Here is a 19,711-nt window from a genome sequence, read left to right on the forward strand (position 1 = left end):
GTGTACGCGAGAGGGCCCCGCACCGGTCGGTGCGGGGCCCTCTCGTCTGCGTGCCGGGGCGTCAGCGCTTGTGCTGCGCGTCCGCGACGGTGACCTCGACGCGCTGGAACTCCTTGAGCTCGCTGTAGCCCGTGGTGGCCATCGCGCGGCGCAGGGCGCCGAAGAAGTTCATCGAGCCGTCCGGGGTGTGCGACGGACCGGCGAGGATCTCCTCGGTGGTGCCGACGATGCCCAGGTCGACCAGCTTGCCGCGCGGCACGTCCTCGTGGACGGCCTCCATGCCCCAGTGGTGGCCCTTGCCGGGCGCGTCCGTGCCGCGCGCCAGCGGGGAGCCGATCATCACGGCGTCCGCGCCGCAGGCGATGGCCTTGGGCAGGTCGCCGGACCAGCCCACGCCGCCGTCGGCGATGACGTGCACGTACCGGCCGCCGGACTCGTCCATGTAGTCGCGGCGGGCCGCGGCCACGTCGGCGACGGCGGTCGCCATCGGGACCTGGATGCCCAGGACGTTGCGGGTGGTGTGCGCGGCGCCGCCGCCGAAGCCGACCAGGACGCCCGCGGCGCCGGTCCGCATCAGGTGCAGGGCGGCGGTGTACGTGGCGCAGCCGCCGACGATGACCGGGACGTCCAGCTCGTAGATGAACTGCTTCAGGTTGAGCGGCTCGGCCGCGCCGGAGACGTGCTCGGCGGAGACCGTGGTGCCGCGGATGACGAAGATGTCCACGCCCGCGTCGACGACGGCCTTGGAGAACTGGGCGGTGCGCTGCGGGGAGAGCGCGGCGGCGGTGACGACGCCGGAGTCGCGCACCTCCTTGATGCGCTGCCCGATCAGCTCCTCCTTGATCGGAGCGGCGTAGATCTCCTGCAGACGGCGGGTGGCGGTGGCCTCGTCGAGCTCCGCGATCTCGTCGAGCAGGGGCTGCGGGTCCTCGTACCGGGTCCACAGGCCCTCGAGGTTCAGCACGCCCAGGCCACCGAGCTCGCCGATCCGGATGGCGGTCTGCGGGGAGACGACCGAGTCCATCGGGGCGGCCAGGAAGGGCAGCTCGAAGCGGTAGGCGTCGATCTGCCAGGCGATCGAGACCTCCTTCGGGTCCCGGGTGCGCCGGCTCGGTACGACGGCGATGTCGTCGAACGCGTACGCCCTGCGGCCGCGCTTGCCGCGCCCGATCTCGATCTCAGTCACGATGTGTGGCCTTTCCCTCTATGTCTGCGCCTACCAGTATCCCCGACACACGCGCGGGGGGCGGCTCCGGCCACATGCCGGAACCGCCCCCTCCCGTGCGCGCGGACTACTTCCTGCTGTAGTTCGGCGCCTCGACCGTCATCTGGATGTCGTGCGGGTGGCTCTCCTTGAGGCCCGCCGAGGTGATCCGGACGAAGCGGCCCTTGGACTCCATCTCCTCGATGGTGGCGGCGCCCACGTAGCCCATCGTCTGGCGCAGGCCGCCGACGAGCTGGTGGACGACGGAGGAGAGCGGACCGCGGTACGGCACCTGGCCCTCGATGCCCTCGGGCACGAGCTTGTCGTCGGAGGTGATGTCGGCCTGGAAGTAGCGGTCCTTGGAGTAGGACCGGCCCTGGCCGCGGGACTGCATGGCGCCGAGCGAGCCCATGCCGCGGTACGACTTGAACTGCTTGCCGTTGATGAAGAGCAGCTCGCCGGGCGACTCCTCGCAGCCCGCGAGGAGGCTGCCGAGCATCACGGTGTCGGCGCCGGCGGCGAGCGCCTTGCCGATGTCGCCGGAGTACTGGAGGCCGCCGTCGCCGATCAGCGGGACGCCCGCGGCGCGGGCCGCGAGGCCCGCCTCGTAGATCGCGGTGACCTGCGGGACGCCGATGCCGGCGACCACGCGGGTGGTGCAGATGGAGCCGGGGCCGACGCCGACCTTGATGCCGTCGACACCGGCGTCGATCATCGCCTGCGCGCCGTCGCGGGTGGCGACGTTGCCGCCGATCACGTCGACGTTCACGCTCGACTTGATCTTCGCCATCCAGCTGAGGGCGTTGCTGTTGTGGCCGTGCGAGGTGTCGACGATGAGGAAGTCGACACCGACGGCGGCGAGCGCCTGCGCGCGCTCCAGCGCCTCGGGGCTGGCGCCGACGGCGGCGCCGACGAGCAGGCGGCCCTCGGCGTCCTTGGCGGCGTTCGGGTACTTCTCCGCCTTGACGAAGTCCTTGACGGTGATGAGGCCCTTGAGCACGCCCTCGCCGTCGACGAGCGGAAGCTTCTCGATCTTGTGGCGGCGCAGCAGCTCCATGGCGTCGACGCCGGAGATGCCGACCTTGCCGGTGACCAGCGGCATCGGCGTCATGACCTCGCGGACCTGACGGCTGCGGTCGGTCTCGAAGGCCATGTCGCGGTTGGTCACGATGCCGAGGAGCTTGCCGTCGGGCGCGGTGACCGGGACGCCGCTGATGCGGAACTTGGCGCAGAGCGCGTCCGCCTCGGCGAGGGTCGCCTCCGGGTGGACCGTGATCGGGTCGGTCACCATGCCGGACTCGGAGCGCTTGACGAGGTCCACCTGGTTGACCTGGTCCTCGACGGACAGGTTCCGGTGGAGCACGCCGACGCCGCCCAGGCGGGCCATGGCGATCGCCATGCGGGACTCGGTCACCTTGTCCATCGCCGCGGAGAGCAGCGGGATGTTGACCCGGACGTTACGAGAGATGCGGGACGAGGTGTCGACCGCGTTGGGGAGTACCTCGGAGGCTCCCGGCAGCAGCAGCACGTCGTCGTAGGTCAGCCCGAGTGTCGCGAATTTTTCGGGCACTCCGTCGACGTTGGCAGTCATGACACCTTCCCAAATGGCCTTGATCGGTGCGGGATGTCCATGCTAACGGGCTGGAGCGGTGTCTCATTCCACGATCAAGATCAGCGGCAAGCTTTGGACGTTCGCACGTGGACGAAAGGGACGACGGGGCCCGGCGAGGCTTACTGCTCGGCCAGGGCCCGCAGCCGGCTGAGGGCGCGGTGCTGGGCGACCCGGACGGCGCCCGGGGACATGCCGAGCATCTGGCCGGTCTCCTCGGCGGTCAGCCCGACGGCCACCCGGAGGACGAGGAGCTCGCGCTGGTTCTCCGGGAGGTTGGCGAGGAGCTTCTTGGCCCATTCGGCGTCGTCGCTGAGGAGGGCGCGCTCCTCGGGACCGAGGGAGTCGTCGGGCCGCTCGGGCATCTCGTCGGACGGCACGGCGGTGGAGCCGGGGTGGCGCATGGCGGCCCGCTGGAGGTCGGCGACCTTGTGCCCGGCGATGGCGAAGACGAACGCCTCGAAGGGGCGGCCGGTGTCCTTGTAGCGCGGCAGGGCCATCAGGACGGCGACGCAGACCTCCTGCGCGAGGTCCTCGACGAAGTGGCGGGCGTCGCCGGGCAGCCGGTTGAGCCGGGTGCGGCAGTAGCGCAGCGCGAGGGGGTGGACGCGCGCGAGCAGGTCGTGCGTGGCCTGCGCGTCCCCTTCGACGGCACGGTGGACGAGCGCACCGATCTCCCCCTGCCCGGCAGGCATGGGGGAACCCATGGTCTCGTCGTCGCGCATCGCTCCATGGTGCCTTGACGCCTGTCCGTCCGTGGCACCCTGTCCGTAGTTGTGCACCGAAGCGTTATGAGCAGGTGCGCCGGTATTCATCTCTGGCGCCCTCCCCTTCCGCTCGATCGACTCGTCCCCGAGGAACTCCACACCTCAAGGATGCGGCATCGGGCGGGGAAGTGACACAGGCCCGCCCCGTCCGCCCCTCGGCGGACGGGGGAACGGACGGGAGGGCGGGCGGTGTCCGCCGATTCAGCGGACCAGGCCCCAGCGGAATCCGAGCGCGACGGCGTGCGCCCGGTCGGAGGCTCCGAGCTTCTTGAAGAGGCGTCGGGCGTGGGTCTTGACGGTGTCCTCGGAGAGGAAGAGCTCGCGCCCGATCTCCGCGTTGGACCGGCCGTGGCTCATGCCTTCGAGGACCTGGATCTCGCGCGCGGTGAGGGTGGGCGCGGCGCCCATCTCGGCCGAACGGAGCCGGCGCGGGGCGAGCCGCCAGGTCGGGTCGGCGAGCGCCTGGGTGACGGTGGCCCGCAGCTCGGCGCGCGAGGCGTCCTTGTGCAGATAGCCACGGGCACCGGCGGCGACCGCGAGGGCGACGCCGTCGAGGTCCTCGGCGACGGTGAGCATGATGATCCGGGCGCCGGGGTCGGCGGAGAGCAGCCGGCGGACGGTTTCCACACCGCCGAGGCCGGGCATGCGCACATCCATCAGGATGAGGTCCGAGCGGTCCGCGCCCCAGCGGCGGAGGACTTCCTCGCCGTTGGCCGCGGTGGTCACGCGCTCGACGCCGGGCACGGTCGCCACCGCGCGGCGCAGCGCCTCTCGGGCAAGCGGGGAGTCGTCGCAGACGAGGACGGACGTCATGACTGACCTCCGCGGCTCTCGCAGCTGTAGCGCGTCACCTTGAGCCTCCAGGGCTGTACGTATCGTCACCTGTGCGGTTGACGCTCCCGGACACCTGCCCGATCGCTTGTTCATTCAACCGCCTCGCACTCTCAACGATGGTCACTCGAAAGAGTTACGGGTCGGACGAGACCTTCGGCACTCCTCGTGAGGGGCCGTGCACGGAGAAGAGCGTCGCCGGCCATACGTCCGTCGCCAGATGCCATCACCAGAAGCTATGCCCCATTTAGCGGGTTTTCTTCCCTTTTCGCGGTGTCTGTGGCTAGATTCGCAATGAGTCATATTTACATCTACTTCGACAGCAGTCGGACACATCCGGACCCACCGGGGCCCGAGGAACCCCGAAGGGCAGCCAACTCCCGCCCACCCACCAACCCGTTTCGACACGGTTTCAAGGGGACTAGCGCAATGGCAGATTTCTCCCGGCTTCCCGGACCCAACGCCGATCTGTGGGACTGGCAACTGCTCGCGGCCTGCCGCGGGGTCGACAGCTCCCTGTTCTTCCACCCCGAGGGAGAGCGCGGCGCGGCACGGAGTGCGCGTGAGAACTCGGCGAAAGAGGTCTGCATGCGGTGCCCGGTCCGCGCGGAGTGCGCGGCACACGCACTCGCCGTGCGGGAGCCCTACGGCGTATGGGGCGGCCTCACCGAGGACGAACGCGAGGAACTCATGGGACGCGCGCGCAACCGCCTGATCGCGGCGGCGCCGGCGACGTCGGTCGCCGGACGGACGACGCCCGCGGCGGCGGCCACGGCGTCGTCGGCCGTACGACCGATCCTGGGACACGCCTGAAGGAACGTTTCCTCATGAGATGAGCCCCTGAGCCAGGCCCTGGAGGGCCCGGGCCGCCACGCGCGTGGCCCCCGGGCGCGGGCTACGCGCGCGCGGCGGCCCGGGTCAGCTCGTCGAGGGTGGCCGCGACCGCCGGGACCTGGGCCAGGTCCGGCAGGGTCAGCGCCACGATCTCCCGCTCCACTGCGGGCTCGACCGCGACGGTCCGCGCGCCCTTGGGCCGCACGGACTCGATGGCCAGCTCCGGCAGGACGGCCACGCCGAGCCCCGCGCCGACCAGGCCCACCACCGCCGGATAGTCGTCGGTGGCGAAGTCGATGCGCGGGGCGAAGCCGGCCTCCTCGCAGACGTCCACGAGCTGGCGGCGGCAGCGGGGGCAGCCGGCGATCCAGGAGTCCCCGGCGAGTTCGGCGATGCCGACGGAGCCGGCCCCGGCGAGCGGGTGCCCCTCGGGGACCAGGCCGACGAGCCGGTCGGTGAGCAGCGGGCGCACCACCAGGTCGTCCCACTCGCCCGGCGTCTGGCCCGATCCGTACCGGAAGGCGAGGGCGATGTCGCAGTCGCCCTCGCGGAGCATCTCGACGGAGCGCGGCGGTTCGGCCTCGACGAGGGAGACCCGGGTGCCGGGGTGGGCGGCGCGCAGGGCGGCGAGCGCGGTGGGGACGAGGGTGGAGCTGCCGCTGGGGAAGGAGACCAGGCGGACGCGGCCGGCCCGCAGGCCCGCGATGGCGGCGACCTCCTCCTCGGCGGCGGTGAGTCCGGCGAGGATCCCGGCGGCGTGCCGGACGAGGACCTCGCCGGCCTGGGTGAGGCGCATCTCGCGGCCGGTCCTGATCAGCAGCGGAGTGCCGGCCGAGGTCTCCAGGGCCTTCATCTGCTGGCTGACGGCGGGCTGGGTGCAGCCGAGTTCGCGCGCGGCGGCGGAGAAGGAGCCGGTGGCGGCGACGGCCCGCAGGACGCGGAGATGGCGTGCCTCGATCATGAGTCGAGCATAAGCGACGCTTGGGTCCGGATGTGAATGTTCGATCAAATCTTTGAGGTCGTGGGCGAAAGGACCCGCCTACGCTGCCCTCATGACCTTGCTGAGTGTGAACGCGGGCCGGGCGAAGCGCGTCGGCTACACCGACTCCGCCTCCGGGATGACGGGCATCGACAAGCACCCGGTCGACGGGCCCGTACGGATCGAGGCGCCGGGTCCCGCCGGGACCGGGGCGAGCGGAGTCGCCGGGGACGACGTGTGCGACCTGCGCTTCCACGGGGGCGCCGACCGCGCGGTGTACGCCTTCGCGCGCGAGGACCTGGACCGGTGGGAGCGGGAACTGGGCCGGGAGCTGGCCAACGGCTCCTTCGGCGAGAACCTGACGACGAGCGGCCTGGACGTGAACGGGGCGCTGATCGGCGAGCGCTGGCGGATCGGCGAGGACGTGGTCGTCGAGGTCACCGGCGGCCGGATCCCCTGCCGCACCTTCCAGGGCCATCTGGAGGAGCAGGGCGTCGACGCCAGGGGCTGGGTGCGCAGGTTCACCCGGGCGGAGGCCGGTCCGGGCGCGCTGCTGCGGGTGATCGAGCCGGGCGAGGTGCGGGCCGGCGACCCGGTCACGGTGGTGCACCGGCCGGACCACACGGTCACGGTCGCCTTCCTGCACCGGGCGGCGACCACCGAGCGGGAGCTGCTGCGGGAGACGCTGGTGGCCGCCGAGTGGATGGAGTCCGGACTCCTCGCGCTCGCCCGCCGGCACGCGGAGAAGCACGACGGCTGAGGCCGGCCCGCGCGGTGGCCGGGGGTCCGGTTCCGGGCACTACGGTTCCGGTATGACGACTGCACTGATCACGGGAGCCACCGCCGGCATCGGGGCCGCCTTCGCACGCCGGCTGGCGGCCGACGGCCACGATGTCGTCCTGGTGGCGCGGGACCTGAAGCGCCTGCGGGAGCAGGCCACCGAGCTGCACGACCGGCACGGGGTGGAGGCCGAGGTGCTCGCCGCGGACCTCTCCGGGGAGGAGGGGATCGCCTCGGTCGAGGCCCGCCTCTCCGACCCGCGCCGCCCGGTCGACCTGCTGGTGAACAACGCGGGCTTCGGCAACAAGGGCCGCTTCCTCGACGTGTCGATGGCCGACGAGCTGAAGATGCTGACCGTGCACTGCGAGGCGGTGCTCCGGCTCACCTCGGCCGCGGCCGCCGCGATGAAGGGGCGCGGGCGCGGCGGGGTGGTGAACGTGGCCTCGGTGGCGGCCTTCGTGCCGCGCGGCACCTACGGGGCCTCGAAGGCGTGGGTCGTGCAGTTCACCCAGGGCGCTGCCCGCGACCTCGCGGGCAGCGGGGTGCGGCTGATGGCGCTCTGCCCCGGCTTCGTGCGCACCGAGTTCCACGAGCGGGCCGGGATGGGGACGGACAACATCCCCGGCTGGATGTGGCTGGACGCGGACAAGCTGGTGGCGGCGGCCCTGTCGGACCTGGCGCGGGGGAAGACCCTGTCGATCCCGGACCCGCGCTACAAGGCCCTGATGGGCGTGGTGAAGCTGGCGCCGCGCGCGCTGCTCGGCGGGGTGTCGTCGAAGGCGGGCCGCAAGTACGGCCCGCAGTAGAACGGGGCCGGGCACGGGCACAGGGCCGGGAACGGGGCGCGGGGCCCGGCGGGACCGTGCGCGTCGCGCGGGCGCCGGTCACGGCGTGGGCGGAGCGGCGGGGCCGGGCAGCGCGAGGCGCGAGGCGGCACCGTCCCGCCATGTGACGTGCAGGGTGGGTCCGTCGGTGATCCGGACGTCCGCGAGCGCGGCGGCCGGGGCCGGGCCGGGCTCGCCGGTGAGCGAGGCGAGGGCGACGAAGAGGGACGCGGGTCCGCGGGTGGTGCCGTGGACGGCGGGGGTACGGGTCGGGGCCGGGCCCTGGAGGGTGGTCCCGCTCGGCAGGGCCGCGGTCCCGGGGTCGTAGCCGTGGACCGGGTGGAGCTGGGAGACCGGCGCGCCCGGTCCTTCGGAGACGGCCCAGCCGGTCTGCCGTACGGGGGTGCCCTCGGGGGCGTCGAGGACGAGGTGGGCGCGGAGTTCGGCGCGGCCGTGGGCGAGGGTGGCGGAGACGACGCGGACGCCGGGGAGCGGGCGGTGCGCGGAGAGGGCCCGGTCGGGGCCGCCGGGGAGCGGTTCGGCGGGGCCCCGGTCGGTGGCGGTGCCGTCGGGGCGGAGCAGCGCGAAGTGGTTGTCGGCGGGGGCGGGGGCGGCGGTCGGGCCGGTGCGGGTGGCGTAGGCGAAGCGGGCGTAGCCGGGGTCGTCGCCGTCGGCTCCGCCGCCGACGTGGTTGCTGCCGTGGTTGTGGAGGCGGACGAGACCGTCGGCGGCGGTGGTCTGGACGAGCAGGCCGGTGGGGCCGAAGGGGCGGACGGTGTCGGCGCGTTCGGCGGGGAGCGGTTCCTCGGGGGCGGTCCAGGCGGGGTGGTCCGGGGGGAGCAGCAGGCCGAGGAAGCCCTTGGCGGCCCAGTAGGGGGAGCCGGGGCCGGAGTAGGGCTGGACGAGCGGCGGGTGGGGGCCGTGCCAGCCGAGGGTGAGCAGGCCGCGGTCGTCGGTGGCGCCGCGGTCGAGGAAGTACCGCAGGGAGCCGGAGGCGAGGCGGCGGGTGGCGCCCGGGGTGAGCGGGGTGTGGCCGGTGAGGGTGCCGAGCCAGGGGGCGGCGGCCGCGGCGAAGCGGTAGATCAGGGAGCGTCCGTACGGGACGGGGGCGCCGTTCGCGTCGAAGAGGCGGGTGTGGTCGTCGAGGTGGGCGCGGAGCCGGGGCCCGTACCGGTCGAGGAGGACGCGGTCGCCGGCGAGGTGGGCGTGGAGCACCGGGTAGAGGTGCAGGGCCCAGGAGTTGTAGTGGTCGAAGGCGCGGTTGGCGCCGTCGCTGTACCAGCCGCCGCCGAGGTACCAGTCCTCGATCCGGGCGAGGGAGCGGGCGGCGGTGGCGGCGGCGCGGTCGGTCTCGACGCCGGCGTCCTGGAGGAAGCCGGCGACGGTGAGGCCGAAGAGCCACCAGTTGTTGTCGACGGGGGACGGGCCGAGGGCGGGGAGCAGCCAGTCGGCGACGCGGTGGCGGGTGCGGTCGTCGAGGCGGTCCCAGAGCCAGGGGCGGGTCAGGCGCAGGGCGAGGGCGATCGAGGCGGACTCGACGATCGCCTGGCGGGTGCCGGCCATCGGGGGCCAGGCGTCGGGGTCGTGGTCCGCGCCGGGCGCGGCGGTGCCGGCGGCGAGTCCGGCGGCGTACCGGTCGAGGTGGCCGTGGGGGTCCTCGCCGCGGGCGCCGGCGACGCGGAGGGCGGCGAGCAGGAAGGTGCGGGCGAAGCCCTCCAGGCCGTCGGAGCGGGCGCCGGACCAGCTGGGGCGGGGGCCGGGGAGGTCGATCCGGCCGCCGCGCGGTGAGGCGTGGGGGCGGACGGCGAGGAGGAGCCGGTCGGCGGCGTGCTCCCAGTGGGCACGGGTCCAGCCGGTGTGCGGACTGAGCTCACGGTCCTCCGGTGGCATGGGCATGATGCTCCCTGGGATCCGTGGGGGTGACGGCCGCGCCGCCGGGGCCCCGGCGGGCTTCGGCCGGTCGCCGGAATCCTCGGCGGGGGCCGATCGAATCGTCAAGAGATCTGGATCGAATGATCGAAACTCCCGCCGTTCGATCATTTCGTCTATGGTCAGGGGATCCCAGGCCGGGAACCACCACCACCGCGAGGGGGAACCGCACGTGCGCGAGAGTGCCGCCGAACGACACGCCCGACTGCTGGACCTGGTGCGCGAGCGCGGCACCGTCCGCGTCGCCGAGCTGGCCGGCCTCCTGGGGGTCTCCCCCGTCACCGCCCGCCGGGACGCGGAGGCGCTGGCCTCGCGGGGCCTGCTCGACCGGGTGCACGGCCAGGTCTCCTGGCCGCGCGCGACCGCGCCGGGCGCCCCGCACTCCGGGCCGGGGGCCGGCGAGGGCCTGGTCCTCGGCCTGCTCGCGCCCTCCGCCACGTACTACTTCGCCGAGGTCATCCGGGGGGCGCACGAGGCGGCCGCCCGGGCCGGCGCGCGGCTGGTGCTGCGGATCTCGGACTACCGCCCCGAGGAGGACCGGGCGCGCACCGAGGGGCTGCTCGCGGCCGGCGCCGAGGGGGTGCTCGTGGCGCCGGGCTGGCGCGGCCCCGAGGACCGGCTCGCCTACGGGGACTGGCCGGCCGGCCTGCCGGTGCCGGTCGTGCTCCTGGAGCGGCGGGCCGAGCCGGGCAGCGCGCTCGACGGGCTCGACCGGGTCTCCTCGGACCACGCCCACGGGGTGCTGCTCGCCCTGCGCCACCTGCTCGGCCTCGGTCACGCGACCCCGCTCCTGGTGGCCCGGAGGGACTCGCCGACGGCGCTCGCGGTGCGGGCCGGGTACACGGAGGCGCTGGCGGTGCTGGGCCTGGAGGAGCCGCGGCCGGTGATCGACTCGGTGCCGGCCGAGGCGGATCCGGAGGGGTTCGAGCGGGCGGTGCGGGCGCTGTACGAGGCGGTCCGTTCGGGGTCGGCGAGCGCGGCGCTCGTCCACAACGACGTGGACGCGATCGAGATCATGCAGCGGCTCGCCCCGCTCGGGGTGCGGGTCCCGCGGGACCTCGCCCTCATCGCGTACGACGACGAGGTCGCCGCGCTGGCCGACATCCCGCTGACGGCGGTCGCCCCGCCGAAGCGGCAGGTGGGCAGGCACGCCACGGAACTGCTGGTGGAGCGGCTGACCGGGGGCGCGGACGAGGACGCGGCGGGCCGGCACGTGAGCCTGCTGCCGCGGCTGCGGGTGCGGGCGTCCTGCGGGGCCGTCCCGCCGGTCTCCCTCCGCTGATCGATCTGATCTTTTTTCGATCATTCAATCTTTCGCTCTTGACTTCGTTCACGAACGGTCCCAGGATCACGGCCAACCCCGTCCACGCCGCCGATCAGGAGCCGTGCCGTGAGCCTCACCTGGAGCAGAACGTCCCGCGTCATAGCCGGCACCGCCACCGCCCTCGCCGTGCTCACGGCCTGCGGCGGGGGCGGTGACGACGCCGATTCCGCCGGCGGGAAGCCCGTGACCATCACCTTCTGGGGATGGGCCAAGGGCTCCAAGGACGTCGTCGACGCCTTCAACGCCTCCCACACCGACATCAAGGTGACCTTCGAGGAGATCCCCTCCGGCAACGCCGGCGGCTACGCCAAGATCTCCAACGCCGTGAAGGCCGGCAACGCCCCCGACCTCGTCTCCATCGAGTACCCCTCGCTCCCCGAGTTCGTCTCCTCCGGCGCCCTCCAGGAGATCGGCGACGTCTTCCCCGAGTCCGCCCGGGCCGGACTCCTCCCCCAGGCCGTCGAACTCACCACCCTCGGCGGCAAGAACTGGGCCGTCCCCTTCGACGCCGCCCCGCAGGCGTTCTACTACCGCAAGGACCTCTTCGAGAAGCACAGGATCGAGGTCCCCGCCACCTGGGACGCCTTCCGGAAGGCCGCCGAGCAGGTGAAGAAGGCCGACGCCGAGGCCCGTATCGCCACCTTCTTCCCCGACGACCCCACCACCTTCGAGGCCATGGCCTGGCAGGCCGGCGCCCAGTGGTTCAAGGCCGAGAACGACACCTGGAAGATCGACACCACCGACCCGGCCACCACCAAGGTCACCGGCTACTGGCAGGGCCTCCTCGACGACGGCCTCGTCCACAAGAACGCCTCCTTCAGCCCCGAGTGGACCGGCTCCCTCAAGAACGGCACCACCCTCGGCTACCTCGGCGCCTCCTGGGGCGCGGGCGTCCTCAAGGGCACCCTCCCCGAGCAGACCGGCAAGTGGGCCGTCGCCCCCATGCCCACCTGGGACGGCGAGCCCGCCTCCGGCATGCTCGGCGGCTCCACCTTCGCCGTGCCGAAGAACAGCGCGAAGAAGGCGGCGGCCGTCGAGTTCGCGACCTGGATGGCCACCACCGAGGAGGGCGTCAAGGCCCGCATCACCTCCGGCACCTCCAGCGCCTTCCCCGCCGCCACCGCCCTGCGCCCCGCCGCCAAGAAGGCGTTCGACGCGAGCTTCTACGGCGGCCAGGACATCTACGCCCTCTTCGAGACCGCCGGCGCCTCCATCTCCTCCCAGTGGTCCTGGGGCCCCACCACCGGCACCACCAACACCGCCATCAAGGACCGCTTCGGCGCCGTCGCCGCGGGCGGACCGACCCTCGCCGACGCGGTGAAGGCCGGCCACGACGCCACCGTCGCCGAGCTCACCAAGCGCGGTCTGAAGGTCGAGGGCTGAGCACGTGAAGGCCCGCACCCGTGCCGCGGCACTCCTGCTGACCCCGTTCTTCCTGCTCTTCACCGCGGTGCTGGTGGTGCCGATCGGATACGCGGTCTGGCTGAGCCTGTTCACCGAGAAGCAGTCCGGACTGGGCTTCGGCGGCTCCGAGACCGTCTTCACCGGACTCGGCAACTACGCCGCGGCACTGGGTGACCGGGCCTTCCGCGACGGCTTCGGCGTCCTGCTCGGCTACTGCCTGCTCTACCTGCCGCTGCTGCTCGGCGGCGCCCTCGGCCTCGCCCTGCTCCTCGACACCGCCCTCGCCCGCGCCCGCCGCTTCTTCCAGCTCGCGCTCTTCCTGCCGCACGCCGTGCCCGGCATCATCGCCGCCCTGATCTGGGTCTACCTCTACACGCCCCAGCTCAGCCCGGTCGTCCAGGCGATGGAGGCCGGCGGGATCGGCTTCGACTTCTTCTCCCCCGAGGGCGCCCTGCCGTCCGTCGTCAACATCGCCCTGTGGGAGTGGCTCGGCTACAACCTGATCATCTTCTACGCCGCCCTCCAGGCCATCGACCGCTCCGTCCTCGAAGCCGCCACCGTCGACGGGGCCGGCGCCTGGCGCACCGCCTTCTCCGTGAAGATCCCGCTGCTCCGCGGCTCCCTGGCGATGGTCGGCCTCTTCACCGTCATCGGCTCCCTCCAGCTCTTCACCGAACCGCTGATCCTCAGCAGGGGCACGGGCTCCGCCGTCACCTCCACCTGGACGCCGAACATGTACGCGTACTCCGCCGCCTTCGACCGCAACGACTACGGCCTGGCCGCGGCCGCCTCGATCCTGCTGGCGCTGACGGCCGCGCTCCTCTCCTTCGCCGTCACCCGCCTCACCAGGGACCGGAAGGAGAAGGCCGCGTGACCACCTCCCGCTGGCTCTCGAAGACCGCCGTCAACGGCGTCCTCCTCCTCGCCACCTGCTACATGCTCTTCCCGCTCGTCTGGCTGGTCACCGCCGCCACCAAGGACGCCGGCGGACTCCTCGCCGGGAACGCCTTCTCCTTCGACGGCTTCGACCTCGGCGGCAACCTCGCCCGGCTCGCCGAGTACAACGACGGCGTCTACTTCCGCTGGTACCTCAACAGCCTGCTGTACGCCGGGGTCGGCGCCGCCGCCTGCGCGCTGATCAGCGTCGCCGCCGGATACGCCTTCCACGTCTACGACTTCCGCGGCAAGGAGAAGCTCTTCGGCCTCGTCCTCCTCGGCGTCCTCGTCCCCACCACCGCGCTCGCCCTGCCGATGTACCTGCTCGCCAGCGAGATCGGCATCGTCAACACCTACGCCGCCGTCCTCCTCCCGGTCCTCGTCAACCCCTTCGGGGTCTACCTGTCCCGGGTGCTGTGCGCCGCCTACGTCCCCGAGGAGGCGCTGGAGGCGGCCCGGATCGACGGCGCCGGCGAGATGCGCGTCTTCTGGTCGATCGGTCTGCGCACGGTCATGCCGGGCTTCGTGACCGTCTTCCTCTTCCAGTTCACCGCCGTCTGGAACAACTTCTTCCTCCCCCTGGTGATGCTCTCGGACCAGAAGCTCTTCCCGCTGAGCCTCGGCCTCTACGCGTGGAACAGCAACGCCCACGCCGAACCCGACTACTACCCGCTCGTCGTCACCGGCTCGCTGCTCGCCGTCGTCCCCCTCGTCCTCGCCTTCGTCTCGCTCCAGCGGCACTGGAAGGCCGGTCTGACCGCCGGCAGCGTCAAGTGAGGAGCCCAGGTCCCCCCATGCGTCCCACCACCGACACCCGCCCGTCCCTCCTGCTCGCGATGGGCCCCGGCGTCGCCGGCCGGCTCCTCACCGACGTCCACCGCGGCCGCCTCGCGGCCCTCACCCGCACCGATCCGCATCTGGTCGCCCACGACCTGACCGCCCCGGACCCGCGCACCGCCGCCGCCCTCGCCGAGGCCGAACTGCTCCTCACCTGCTGGGGCGCCACCCCGCTCACCCCGGAGGTGCTGGCCCGCGCACCGCGCCTCAAGGCCGTCGTGCACGCGGCCGGTTCGGTCAAGCACCACATCACCGACGCCTGCTGGGAGCGCGGCCTGAAGGTCACCAGCGCGGCCGCCGCCAACGCGCTGCCGGTCGCCGAGTACACCCTCGCCGCGATCCTCTTCGCCGGGAAGCGGGTGCTGCGCTCCGCCCAGCGGTACGCCGAACTCCGCGCCGGCCACGCCTGGCTGGCCGAGTCCGCCACCTGGGGCAACTACCGCCGCACGGTCGGCATCGTCGGCGCCTCCCGCATCGGCCGCCGGGTCGTCGAACTCCTCCGCCCCTTCGACGTCGAGGTGCTGCTGTACGACCCGTACCTGACGGTCCCGCCGCCGGGCGCGGTCCTCGCCGGCCTGGACGAACTCTGCTCCCGCAGCTCGGTCGTCTCCGTGCACGCGCCCCAACTCCCGTCCACGTACCGCATGATCGGGGCCCGCCAGCTCGCCGCCCTGCCCGACGGCGCCACCCTGATCAACACCTCCCGGGGCTCCCTCGTCGACGAGGACGCCCTCCTCCCCCACCTGACCACCGGCCGCCTCCACGCCGTCCTCGACGTGACCGACCCCGAACTCCCTCCCCCTGACTCCCCCCTCTACACCCTCCCCAACGTCCTGCTCACGCCCCACATCGCCGGCTCCCTGGGCAACGAGCTCCACCGCATGACCGACCAGGCACTGGACGAGGTCGCCCGCTACACCCGGGGCGAACCCTTCGCCGAGGAGGTCAGGGCCGCCGACCTGACGCACTCGGCCTAGACTGGAGGGGTCCATCCGCGGCTTCGCCCGGTCGGAGGCGGCCATGACCTTCGTGCAGATCATCGATTGCAGGACGAGCCGGGTCGAGGAGCTCAACCGGCTCATGGACCGGTGGGTCGAGCAGACCCGGGGGAAACGGACCGCCACCCACAGCATCGTCGGGACCGACCGGTCCGACGCCTCGCACGTCGTGGAGATCGTCGAGTTCCCCTCGTACGACGTGGCGATGCGCAACTCGCAGCTGCCGGAGACCGACCGGATCTTCCGGGAGATGGTCGCCCTCTGTGACGAGATGCCGACCTTCACCGACCTGGACGTGGTCCGGGACGAGGCGCTGTACAAGGCGAACGCGCGGCAGATGTTCGAGCGGTTCGCGAACGGATCGGACCTGGCGCTGCTCGACAGCCTGCTGGCCGAGGGGTACCACGACCACGATCCGACCAACCCGGTGGACACCCTCGGGATGGACGCGGTCCGGCGCGAGGTGGAGCAGTGGCGCGCGGGCTTCGACTTCGCGTTCACGGTCGAGGACCAGATCGCCGACGGCGACCGCGTGTGCACCCGGTGGACCTGGAAGGGGACCCACGTCGGGGACTTCATGGGCCTCCAGCCGACGGGGATGGAGGTCACCATGACCGGGACCACCATCCACCGCTTCCGCGACGACGGGAAGATCGTCGAGGGCTGGTGGCAGTACGACCTGCTCGGGCTGATGGGACAGCTCGGCGCGGTGGAGGGCTGAGGAAGGCTCCGGCAGGGCCCGGGGAACGGGCGAGGCCCGGTGCTCCCGCGACGGGAGCACCGGGCCTCGTGACGCGCGGGGCGTCAGGGGTCAGTGGGAGTGACCGTGACCGTGGCCGTGACCGTGGTCCGCCGGCTCCTCCTCCTTCTTCTCCACCACGAGGGTCTCGGTGGTGAGGAGCAGGGAGGCGATGGAGGCGGCGTTCTCCAGGGCGGAGCGGGTGACCTTGACCGGGTCGATGACGCCGGCCTTGACCAGGTCGCCGTACTCGCCGGTGGCGGCGTTGAAGCCCTGGCCCTTGTCGAGCTCGGAGACCTTGGAGGTGATGACGTAGCCCTCCAGGCCGGCGTTCTCGGCGATCCAGCGCAGCGGCTCGACCGCGGCGCGGCGGACGACGGAGACACCGGTGGCCTCGTCGCCGGTCTTGCCGAGGTTGTCCTCCAGCACCTTCACGGCGTGGACGAGCGCGGAGCCACCGCCGGAGACGATGCCCTCCTCGACCGCGGCGCGGGTCGCGGAGATGGCGTCCTCGAGACGGTGCTTCTTCTCCTTCAGCTCCACCTCGGTGGCGGCGCCGACCTTGATCACGCACACGCCGCCGGCCAGCTTCGCGAGGCGCTCCTGGAGCTTCTCGCGGTCCCAGTCGGAGTCCGTGGCGTCGATCTCGGCCTTGATCTGCGCGACGCGGCCCACGACGTCCTCGGACTTGCCGCCACCGTCGACGATGGTGGTGTCGTCCTTGGAGACGGTCACGCGGCGGGCGGTGCCCAGCACGTCCAGACCGGCCTGGTCGAGCTTGAGGCCGACCTCCTCGGCGATGACGGTGGCACCGGTGAGGGTGGCCATGTCCTGGAGCATCGCCTTGCGGCGGTCACCGAAGCCGGGCGCCTTGACGGCGACGGCGTTGAAGGTGCCGCGGATCTTGTTGACGACGAGGGTGGAGAGCGCCTCGCCCTCGACGTCCTCGGCGATGATCAGCAGCGGCTTGGAGCCACCGGACTGGATGACCTTCTCCAGGAGGGGCAGCAGGTCCTGGATGGAGGAGATCTTGCCCTGGTTGATCAGGATGTACGGGTCGTCGAGGACGGCCTCCATACGCTCCTGGTCGGAGACCATGTACGGGGAGAGGTAGCCCTTGTCGAAGGCCATGCCCTCGGTGAACTCCAGCTCCAGGCCGAAGGTGTTGGACTCCTCGACGGTGATGACACCGTCCTTGCCGACCTTGTCCATCGCCTCGGCGATGAGCTCGCCGACCTGCTGGTCCTGCGCGGAGAGCGCGGCGACGGCGGCGATGTCGGACTTGTCGTCGATCGGGCGCGCGGTGGCGAGCAGCTCGTCGGAGACGGCCTTGACCGCGGCGTCGATGCCCTTCTTCAGGGCGGCCGGGGAGGCGCCGGCGGCGACGTTGCGCAGACCCTCGCGGACGAGCGCCTGGGCGAGCACGGTGGCGGTGGTGGTGCCGTCACCCGCGATGTCGTTGGTCTTGGTCGCCACCTCCTTGACGAGCTGGGCGCCGAGGTTCTCGTACGGGTCCTCGATCTCGACCTCGCGGGCGATCGTGACACCGTCGTTGGTGATGGTGGGGGCGCCGAACTTCTTGTCGATGACGACGTTGCGGCCCTTGGGGCCGATCGTCACCTTCACCGTGTCGGCCAGCTTGTTGACGCCGCGCTCAAGGGCGCGACGGGCGTCCTCGTCGAACTTCAGGATCTTCGCCATGGGAGCGATTCAGCCCTCTCGGAAATCGTGTGGGAAAACAAACCGCGCCCCGGACGCCCAAGAGATCAAGGGGTCAGGGGCGCGGTTCAATGCAGGTACGTCGTCTTACTTCTCGATGACCGCGAGCACGTCGCGGGCCGAGAGGACGAGGTACTCGTCGCCGTTGTACTTCACCTCGGTGCCGCCGTACTTGCTGTAGAGCACGACGTCGCCGACCTTGACGTCGAGCGGCAGGCGCTCGCCGTTCTCGAAGCGGCCCGGGCCCACGGCGAGGACGGCGCCCTCCTGGGGCTTCTCCTTCGCGGTGTCCGGAATGACCAGGCCCGAGGCCGTGGTCTGCTCGGCGTCGAGCGGCTGGACCACGATGCGGTCCTCGAGCGGCTTGATGGCAACCTTGGAGCTGACGGTCGTCACGATCCGACCTCCCCCTTCGGAGATCTCGCGGGGTTAACTGTCTGAGGTGGCGACCAGGTGGATCCGTCGTCGCGGGTGCCGGACCTGCCCGTCGCTGTGTTGGCACTCTCCAGTGGGGAGTGCCAGAGCCGAGACTATGACCGCGATTAGCACTCGGTCAAGCGGAGTGCCAATTCCTCACCTCGTGGCGGTCCCGGGAGGGCCCGGCCGCGCCGCGATCCGGCCTCGATCGGGGGAACGTGCGGGCGGAGGCCGGTGTTCCGTACGAAGGTGCGGGCAGGAGCCTCCCCGGCCCCGGGTCCACCCGTCCGCCGATCCCGCCCTCACCGTGATCGCGGCGGCGGCCGGCCGGGCGCTGCGGAGCCACGGCCGGCGCGTGGCGGGGCCGGCCCGGCCGGGCTGTCCGCCGTCGCCGCCGCCGTGGCCGCGGGCCGGGTGCGGCCGGGTCCGGGGGCTCAGCTCCCGGCGCCCTCCGCCCGGACCCGCCCGGTGTCGCCCGCCTCCCGGTCGCCGACGCGCTCGACCGCCTTGCGGCCGAGGCGTTCGAGGGGGTCGACGGCGGAGGCGCAGCCGGTGAGGCCCAGCAGCAGGGCCGCGACCACGAGCGGGCGGAGCCTCATACGTAGTCCTCCAGCTTGCCGACCGCGTAGCCCTTGGACGTGATCACGTTCATCACCCGGCGGATCATGTCGGGCATGCTGCCCTTCCAGTCCTCCTCGCCGCGGAAGTGGGTGAGGACGATGTCGCCGGGGTGCAGGTCGCGGTCCCACTCGCGCCACTCCATGTGGTCGGGGAACGCCTCGGAGGCCCAGAGCGGGACGGCCTTGACGCCGCAGGACTTCGCGGCGCGCAGGGTGTCCTCGTTGTAGTTGCCGTACGGGGGCCGGAAGAGCTCGGGGCGCTTGCCGTACTTCTTCTCGATGACGTCCTGCATCCCGCAGATCTCCCGCTTCTGGCGCGCGTAGGAGAGTCCGGGCAGGTACTTGTGGTTCAGCGTGTGGTTGTGGAGCGCGACCCCGCCCGGCTGCGACTTCTGCATCCGCGCGAAGTAGGGGTAGTCGTCGCTGACCACGTAGTCGCTGAGGAAGGCGCTGTACGGGATCTTCAGGTCGCTCATCATCCGGATGAGCTCGGGGTCCTTCTCGGCGCCGTCGTCGATCGTCAGGAAGACGACCTTCTCCTTGGTGGGGACCGTGGTGAAGACGGGCGGGAGGCCCTCGCCGTCGGTCTCGAAGCCCTTCCGGGTGGTGATCCTCGGCTTGGTCCGCGGCGGGGCGGGCGCTTCGAGGGGGGTCAGCTTGAGGCCCCACTTCTTCGCGGCGGCGGCCCGGACGGCCCGCCGCTCGGCCAGCGCGGCCTTCTTCTCGCGGGCGAGCTGGGCGGCGGTCTTCGCCGGGGCCTGCTGGCCGGCGGCGGGGGCGGGCGGGCCGGAGGACCCGGGTTCGGAGCCGCCCGCGCAGGCGGCGGTGGAGGTGAGCGCGGCGACGAGGAGCGCGGCACCCAGGGCACGACGCGGCTGACCCTTTGCCATCATTTCTTCCTTTTGTCGTACGACCGGTATGGCGCCGCATCCTGTCAGCGCGACCGCCCCGTCCGGCCAC

At 72.3% G+C, this 19,711-nt stretch carries 19 protein-coding genes; 9 read left to right on the plus strand and 10 right to left on the minus strand.

The window, feature by feature from the left end; translation table 11 throughout:
* Positions 1 to 61: 61 nt before the first annotated feature.
* The 4 genes from ACFVU3_RS22935 to ACFVU3_RS22950 all read right to left on the minus strand — a co-directional run bounded on the left by ACFVU3_RS22935 (position 62) and on the right by ACFVU3_RS22950 (position 4,393).
* Positions 62 to 1,186 (minus strand): GuaB3 family IMP dehydrogenase-related protein, encoded by a 1,125-nt coding sequence (locus tag ACFVU3_RS22935; RefSeq protein WP_376599565.1) that lies wholly within the window; start codon positions 1,184 to 1,186, stop codon positions 62 to 64.
* A gap of 106 nt (positions 1,187 to 1,292) precedes the next feature.
* Entirely contained in the window at positions 1,293 to 2,795 is a 1,503-nt protein-coding gene (gene guaB, locus ACFVU3_RS22940; protein ID WP_390068840.1) for an IMP dehydrogenase, read from the minus strand.
* Between the two features lie 140 nt (positions 2,796 to 2,935).
* The gene (locus ACFVU3_RS22945; RefSeq protein WP_030750140.1) at positions 2,936 to 3,538 is read right to left on the minus strand and encodes a sigma-70 family RNA polymerase sigma factor; all 603 of its coding nucleotides are present in this window, start codon (positions 3,536 to 3,538) and stop codon (positions 2,936 to 2,938) included.
* Between the two features lie 243 nt (positions 3,539 to 3,781).
* Entirely contained in the window at positions 3,782 to 4,393 is a 612-nt protein-coding gene (locus ACFVU3_RS22950) for a response regulator transcription factor (RefSeq protein ID WP_003948568.1), read from the minus strand.
* 447 nt (positions 4,394 to 4,840) lie between these two features.
* On the opposite strand from ACFVU3_RS22950, the gene ACFVU3_RS22955 reads away from it, so the two are divergent.
* On the plus strand, positions 4,841 to 5,224 hold the full coding sequence (locus tag ACFVU3_RS22955; protein ID WP_390068842.1) for a WhiB family transcriptional regulator: 384 nt from the start codon (positions 4,841 to 4,843) through the stop codon (positions 5,222 to 5,224).
* A gap of 82 nt (positions 5,225 to 5,306) precedes the next feature.
* Here ACFVU3_RS22955 and ACFVU3_RS22960 read toward each other — a convergent pair whose 3' ends face one another.
* Positions 5,307 to 6,206 (minus strand): LysR family transcriptional regulator, encoded by a 900-nt coding sequence (locus tag ACFVU3_RS22960; protein ID WP_390068843.1) that lies wholly within the window; start codon positions 6,204 to 6,206, stop codon positions 5,307 to 5,309.
* Between the two features lie 91 nt (positions 6,207 to 6,297).
* Between ACFVU3_RS22960 and ACFVU3_RS22965 the strand changes: the two genes are divergently transcribed.
* Together ACFVU3_RS22965 and ACFVU3_RS22970 are read left to right on the plus strand one after the other, a co-directional pair.
* Positions 6,298 to 6,984, plus strand: a complete 687-nt coding sequence (locus ACFVU3_RS22965) for an MOSC domain-containing protein (protein WP_390068844.1) — start codon at positions 6,298 to 6,300, stop codon at positions 6,982 to 6,984.
* 52 nt (positions 6,985 to 7,036) lie between these two features.
* Complete coding sequence (locus tag ACFVU3_RS22970; protein WP_390068846.1) at positions 7,037 to 7,810, plus strand: SDR family NAD(P)-dependent oxidoreductase; 774 nt, start codon at positions 7,037 to 7,039, stop codon at positions 7,808 to 7,810.
* A 78-nt stretch (positions 7,811 to 7,888) separates the two neighbouring features.
* Here the strand turns inward: ACFVU3_RS22970 and ACFVU3_RS22975 are convergent, their stop codons facing one another.
* Positions 7,889 to 9,724 (minus strand): DUF2264 domain-containing protein, encoded by a 1,836-nt coding sequence (locus tag ACFVU3_RS22975; RefSeq protein WP_390068848.1) that lies wholly within the window; start codon positions 9,722 to 9,724, stop codon positions 7,889 to 7,891.
* Between the two features lie 205 nt (positions 9,725 to 9,929).
* Here ACFVU3_RS22975 and ACFVU3_RS22980 point away from each other — a divergent pair, with 205 nt between their 5' ends.
* The 6 genes from ACFVU3_RS22980 to ACFVU3_RS23005 all read left to right on the plus strand — a co-directional run bounded on the left by ACFVU3_RS22980 (position 9,930) and on the right by ACFVU3_RS23005 (position 15,977).
* A complete protein-coding gene (locus tag ACFVU3_RS22980) occupies positions 9,930 to 11,039 on the plus strand; it encodes a substrate-binding domain-containing protein (RefSeq protein ID WP_390068850.1) in 1,110 nt (369 codons plus the stop codon).
* A gap of 108 nt (positions 11,040 to 11,147) precedes the next feature.
* Complete coding sequence (locus ACFVU3_RS22985) at positions 11,148 to 12,464, plus strand: ABC transporter substrate-binding protein (protein WP_390068852.1); 1,317 nt, start codon at positions 11,148 to 11,150, stop codon at positions 12,462 to 12,464.
* Positions 12,465 to 12,468: 4 nt separating this feature from the next.
* The gene (locus ACFVU3_RS22990; RefSeq protein ID WP_390068853.1) at positions 12,469 to 13,359 is read left to right on the plus strand and encodes a carbohydrate ABC transporter permease; all 891 of its coding nucleotides are present in this window, start codon (positions 12,469 to 12,471) and stop codon (positions 13,357 to 13,359) included.
* Complete coding sequence (locus ACFVU3_RS22995) at positions 13,356 to 14,198, plus strand: carbohydrate ABC transporter permease (protein WP_390068855.1); 843 nt, start codon at positions 13,356 to 13,358, stop codon at positions 14,196 to 14,198. Before ACFVU3_RS22990 ends, ACFVU3_RS22995 begins: the two co-directional genes overlap by 4 nt.
* 17 nt (positions 14,199 to 14,215) lie before the next feature.
* Positions 14,216 to 15,235 (plus strand): hydroxyacid dehydrogenase, encoded by a 1,020-nt coding sequence (locus ACFVU3_RS23000; RefSeq protein ID WP_390068856.1) that lies wholly within the window; start codon positions 14,216 to 14,218, stop codon positions 15,233 to 15,235.
* Positions 15,236 to 15,278: 43 nt separating this feature from the next.
* Positions 15,279 to 15,977, plus strand: a complete 699-nt coding sequence (locus tag ACFVU3_RS23005) for an ester cyclase (RefSeq protein WP_390068857.1) — start codon at positions 15,279 to 15,281, stop codon at positions 15,975 to 15,977.
* A gap of 90 nt (positions 15,978 to 16,067) precedes the next feature.
* Here ACFVU3_RS23005 and groL read toward each other — a convergent pair whose 3' ends face one another.
* The 4 genes from groL to ACFVU3_RS23025 form a co-directional block, all read right to left on the minus strand.
* Positions 16,068 to 17,696: a chaperonin GroEL gene (gene groL / locus ACFVU3_RS23010; protein WP_390068858.1), complete on the minus strand. Its 1,629-nt coding sequence runs from the start codon at positions 17,694 to 17,696 to the stop codon at positions 16,068 to 16,070.
* A gap of 105 nt (positions 17,697 to 17,801) precedes the next feature.
* Complete coding sequence (gene groES / locus ACFVU3_RS23015) at positions 17,802 to 18,110, minus strand: co-chaperone GroES (protein ID WP_390068859.1); 309 nt, start codon at positions 18,108 to 18,110, stop codon at positions 17,802 to 17,804.
* A 455-nt stretch (positions 18,111 to 18,565) separates the two neighbouring features.
* The gene (locus tag ACFVU3_RS23020) at positions 18,566 to 18,730 is read right to left on the minus strand and encodes a hypothetical protein (RefSeq protein WP_390068860.1); all 165 of its coding nucleotides are present in this window, start codon (positions 18,728 to 18,730) and stop codon (positions 18,566 to 18,568) included.
* On the minus strand, positions 18,727 to 19,641 hold the full coding sequence (locus ACFVU3_RS23025; protein ID WP_390068861.1) for a polysaccharide deacetylase family protein: 915 nt from the start codon (positions 19,639 to 19,641) through the stop codon (positions 18,727 to 18,729). The genes ACFVU3_RS23020 and ACFVU3_RS23025 overlap by 4 nt, the downstream gene beginning before the upstream one ends.
* Between the last annotated feature and the right edge of the window lie 70 nt (positions 19,642 to 19,711).

The organism is Streptomyces sp. NPDC058052 (assembly GCF_042885515.1).
Lineage (GTDB): Bacteria > Actinomycetota > Actinomycetes > Streptomycetales > Streptomycetaceae > Streptomyces.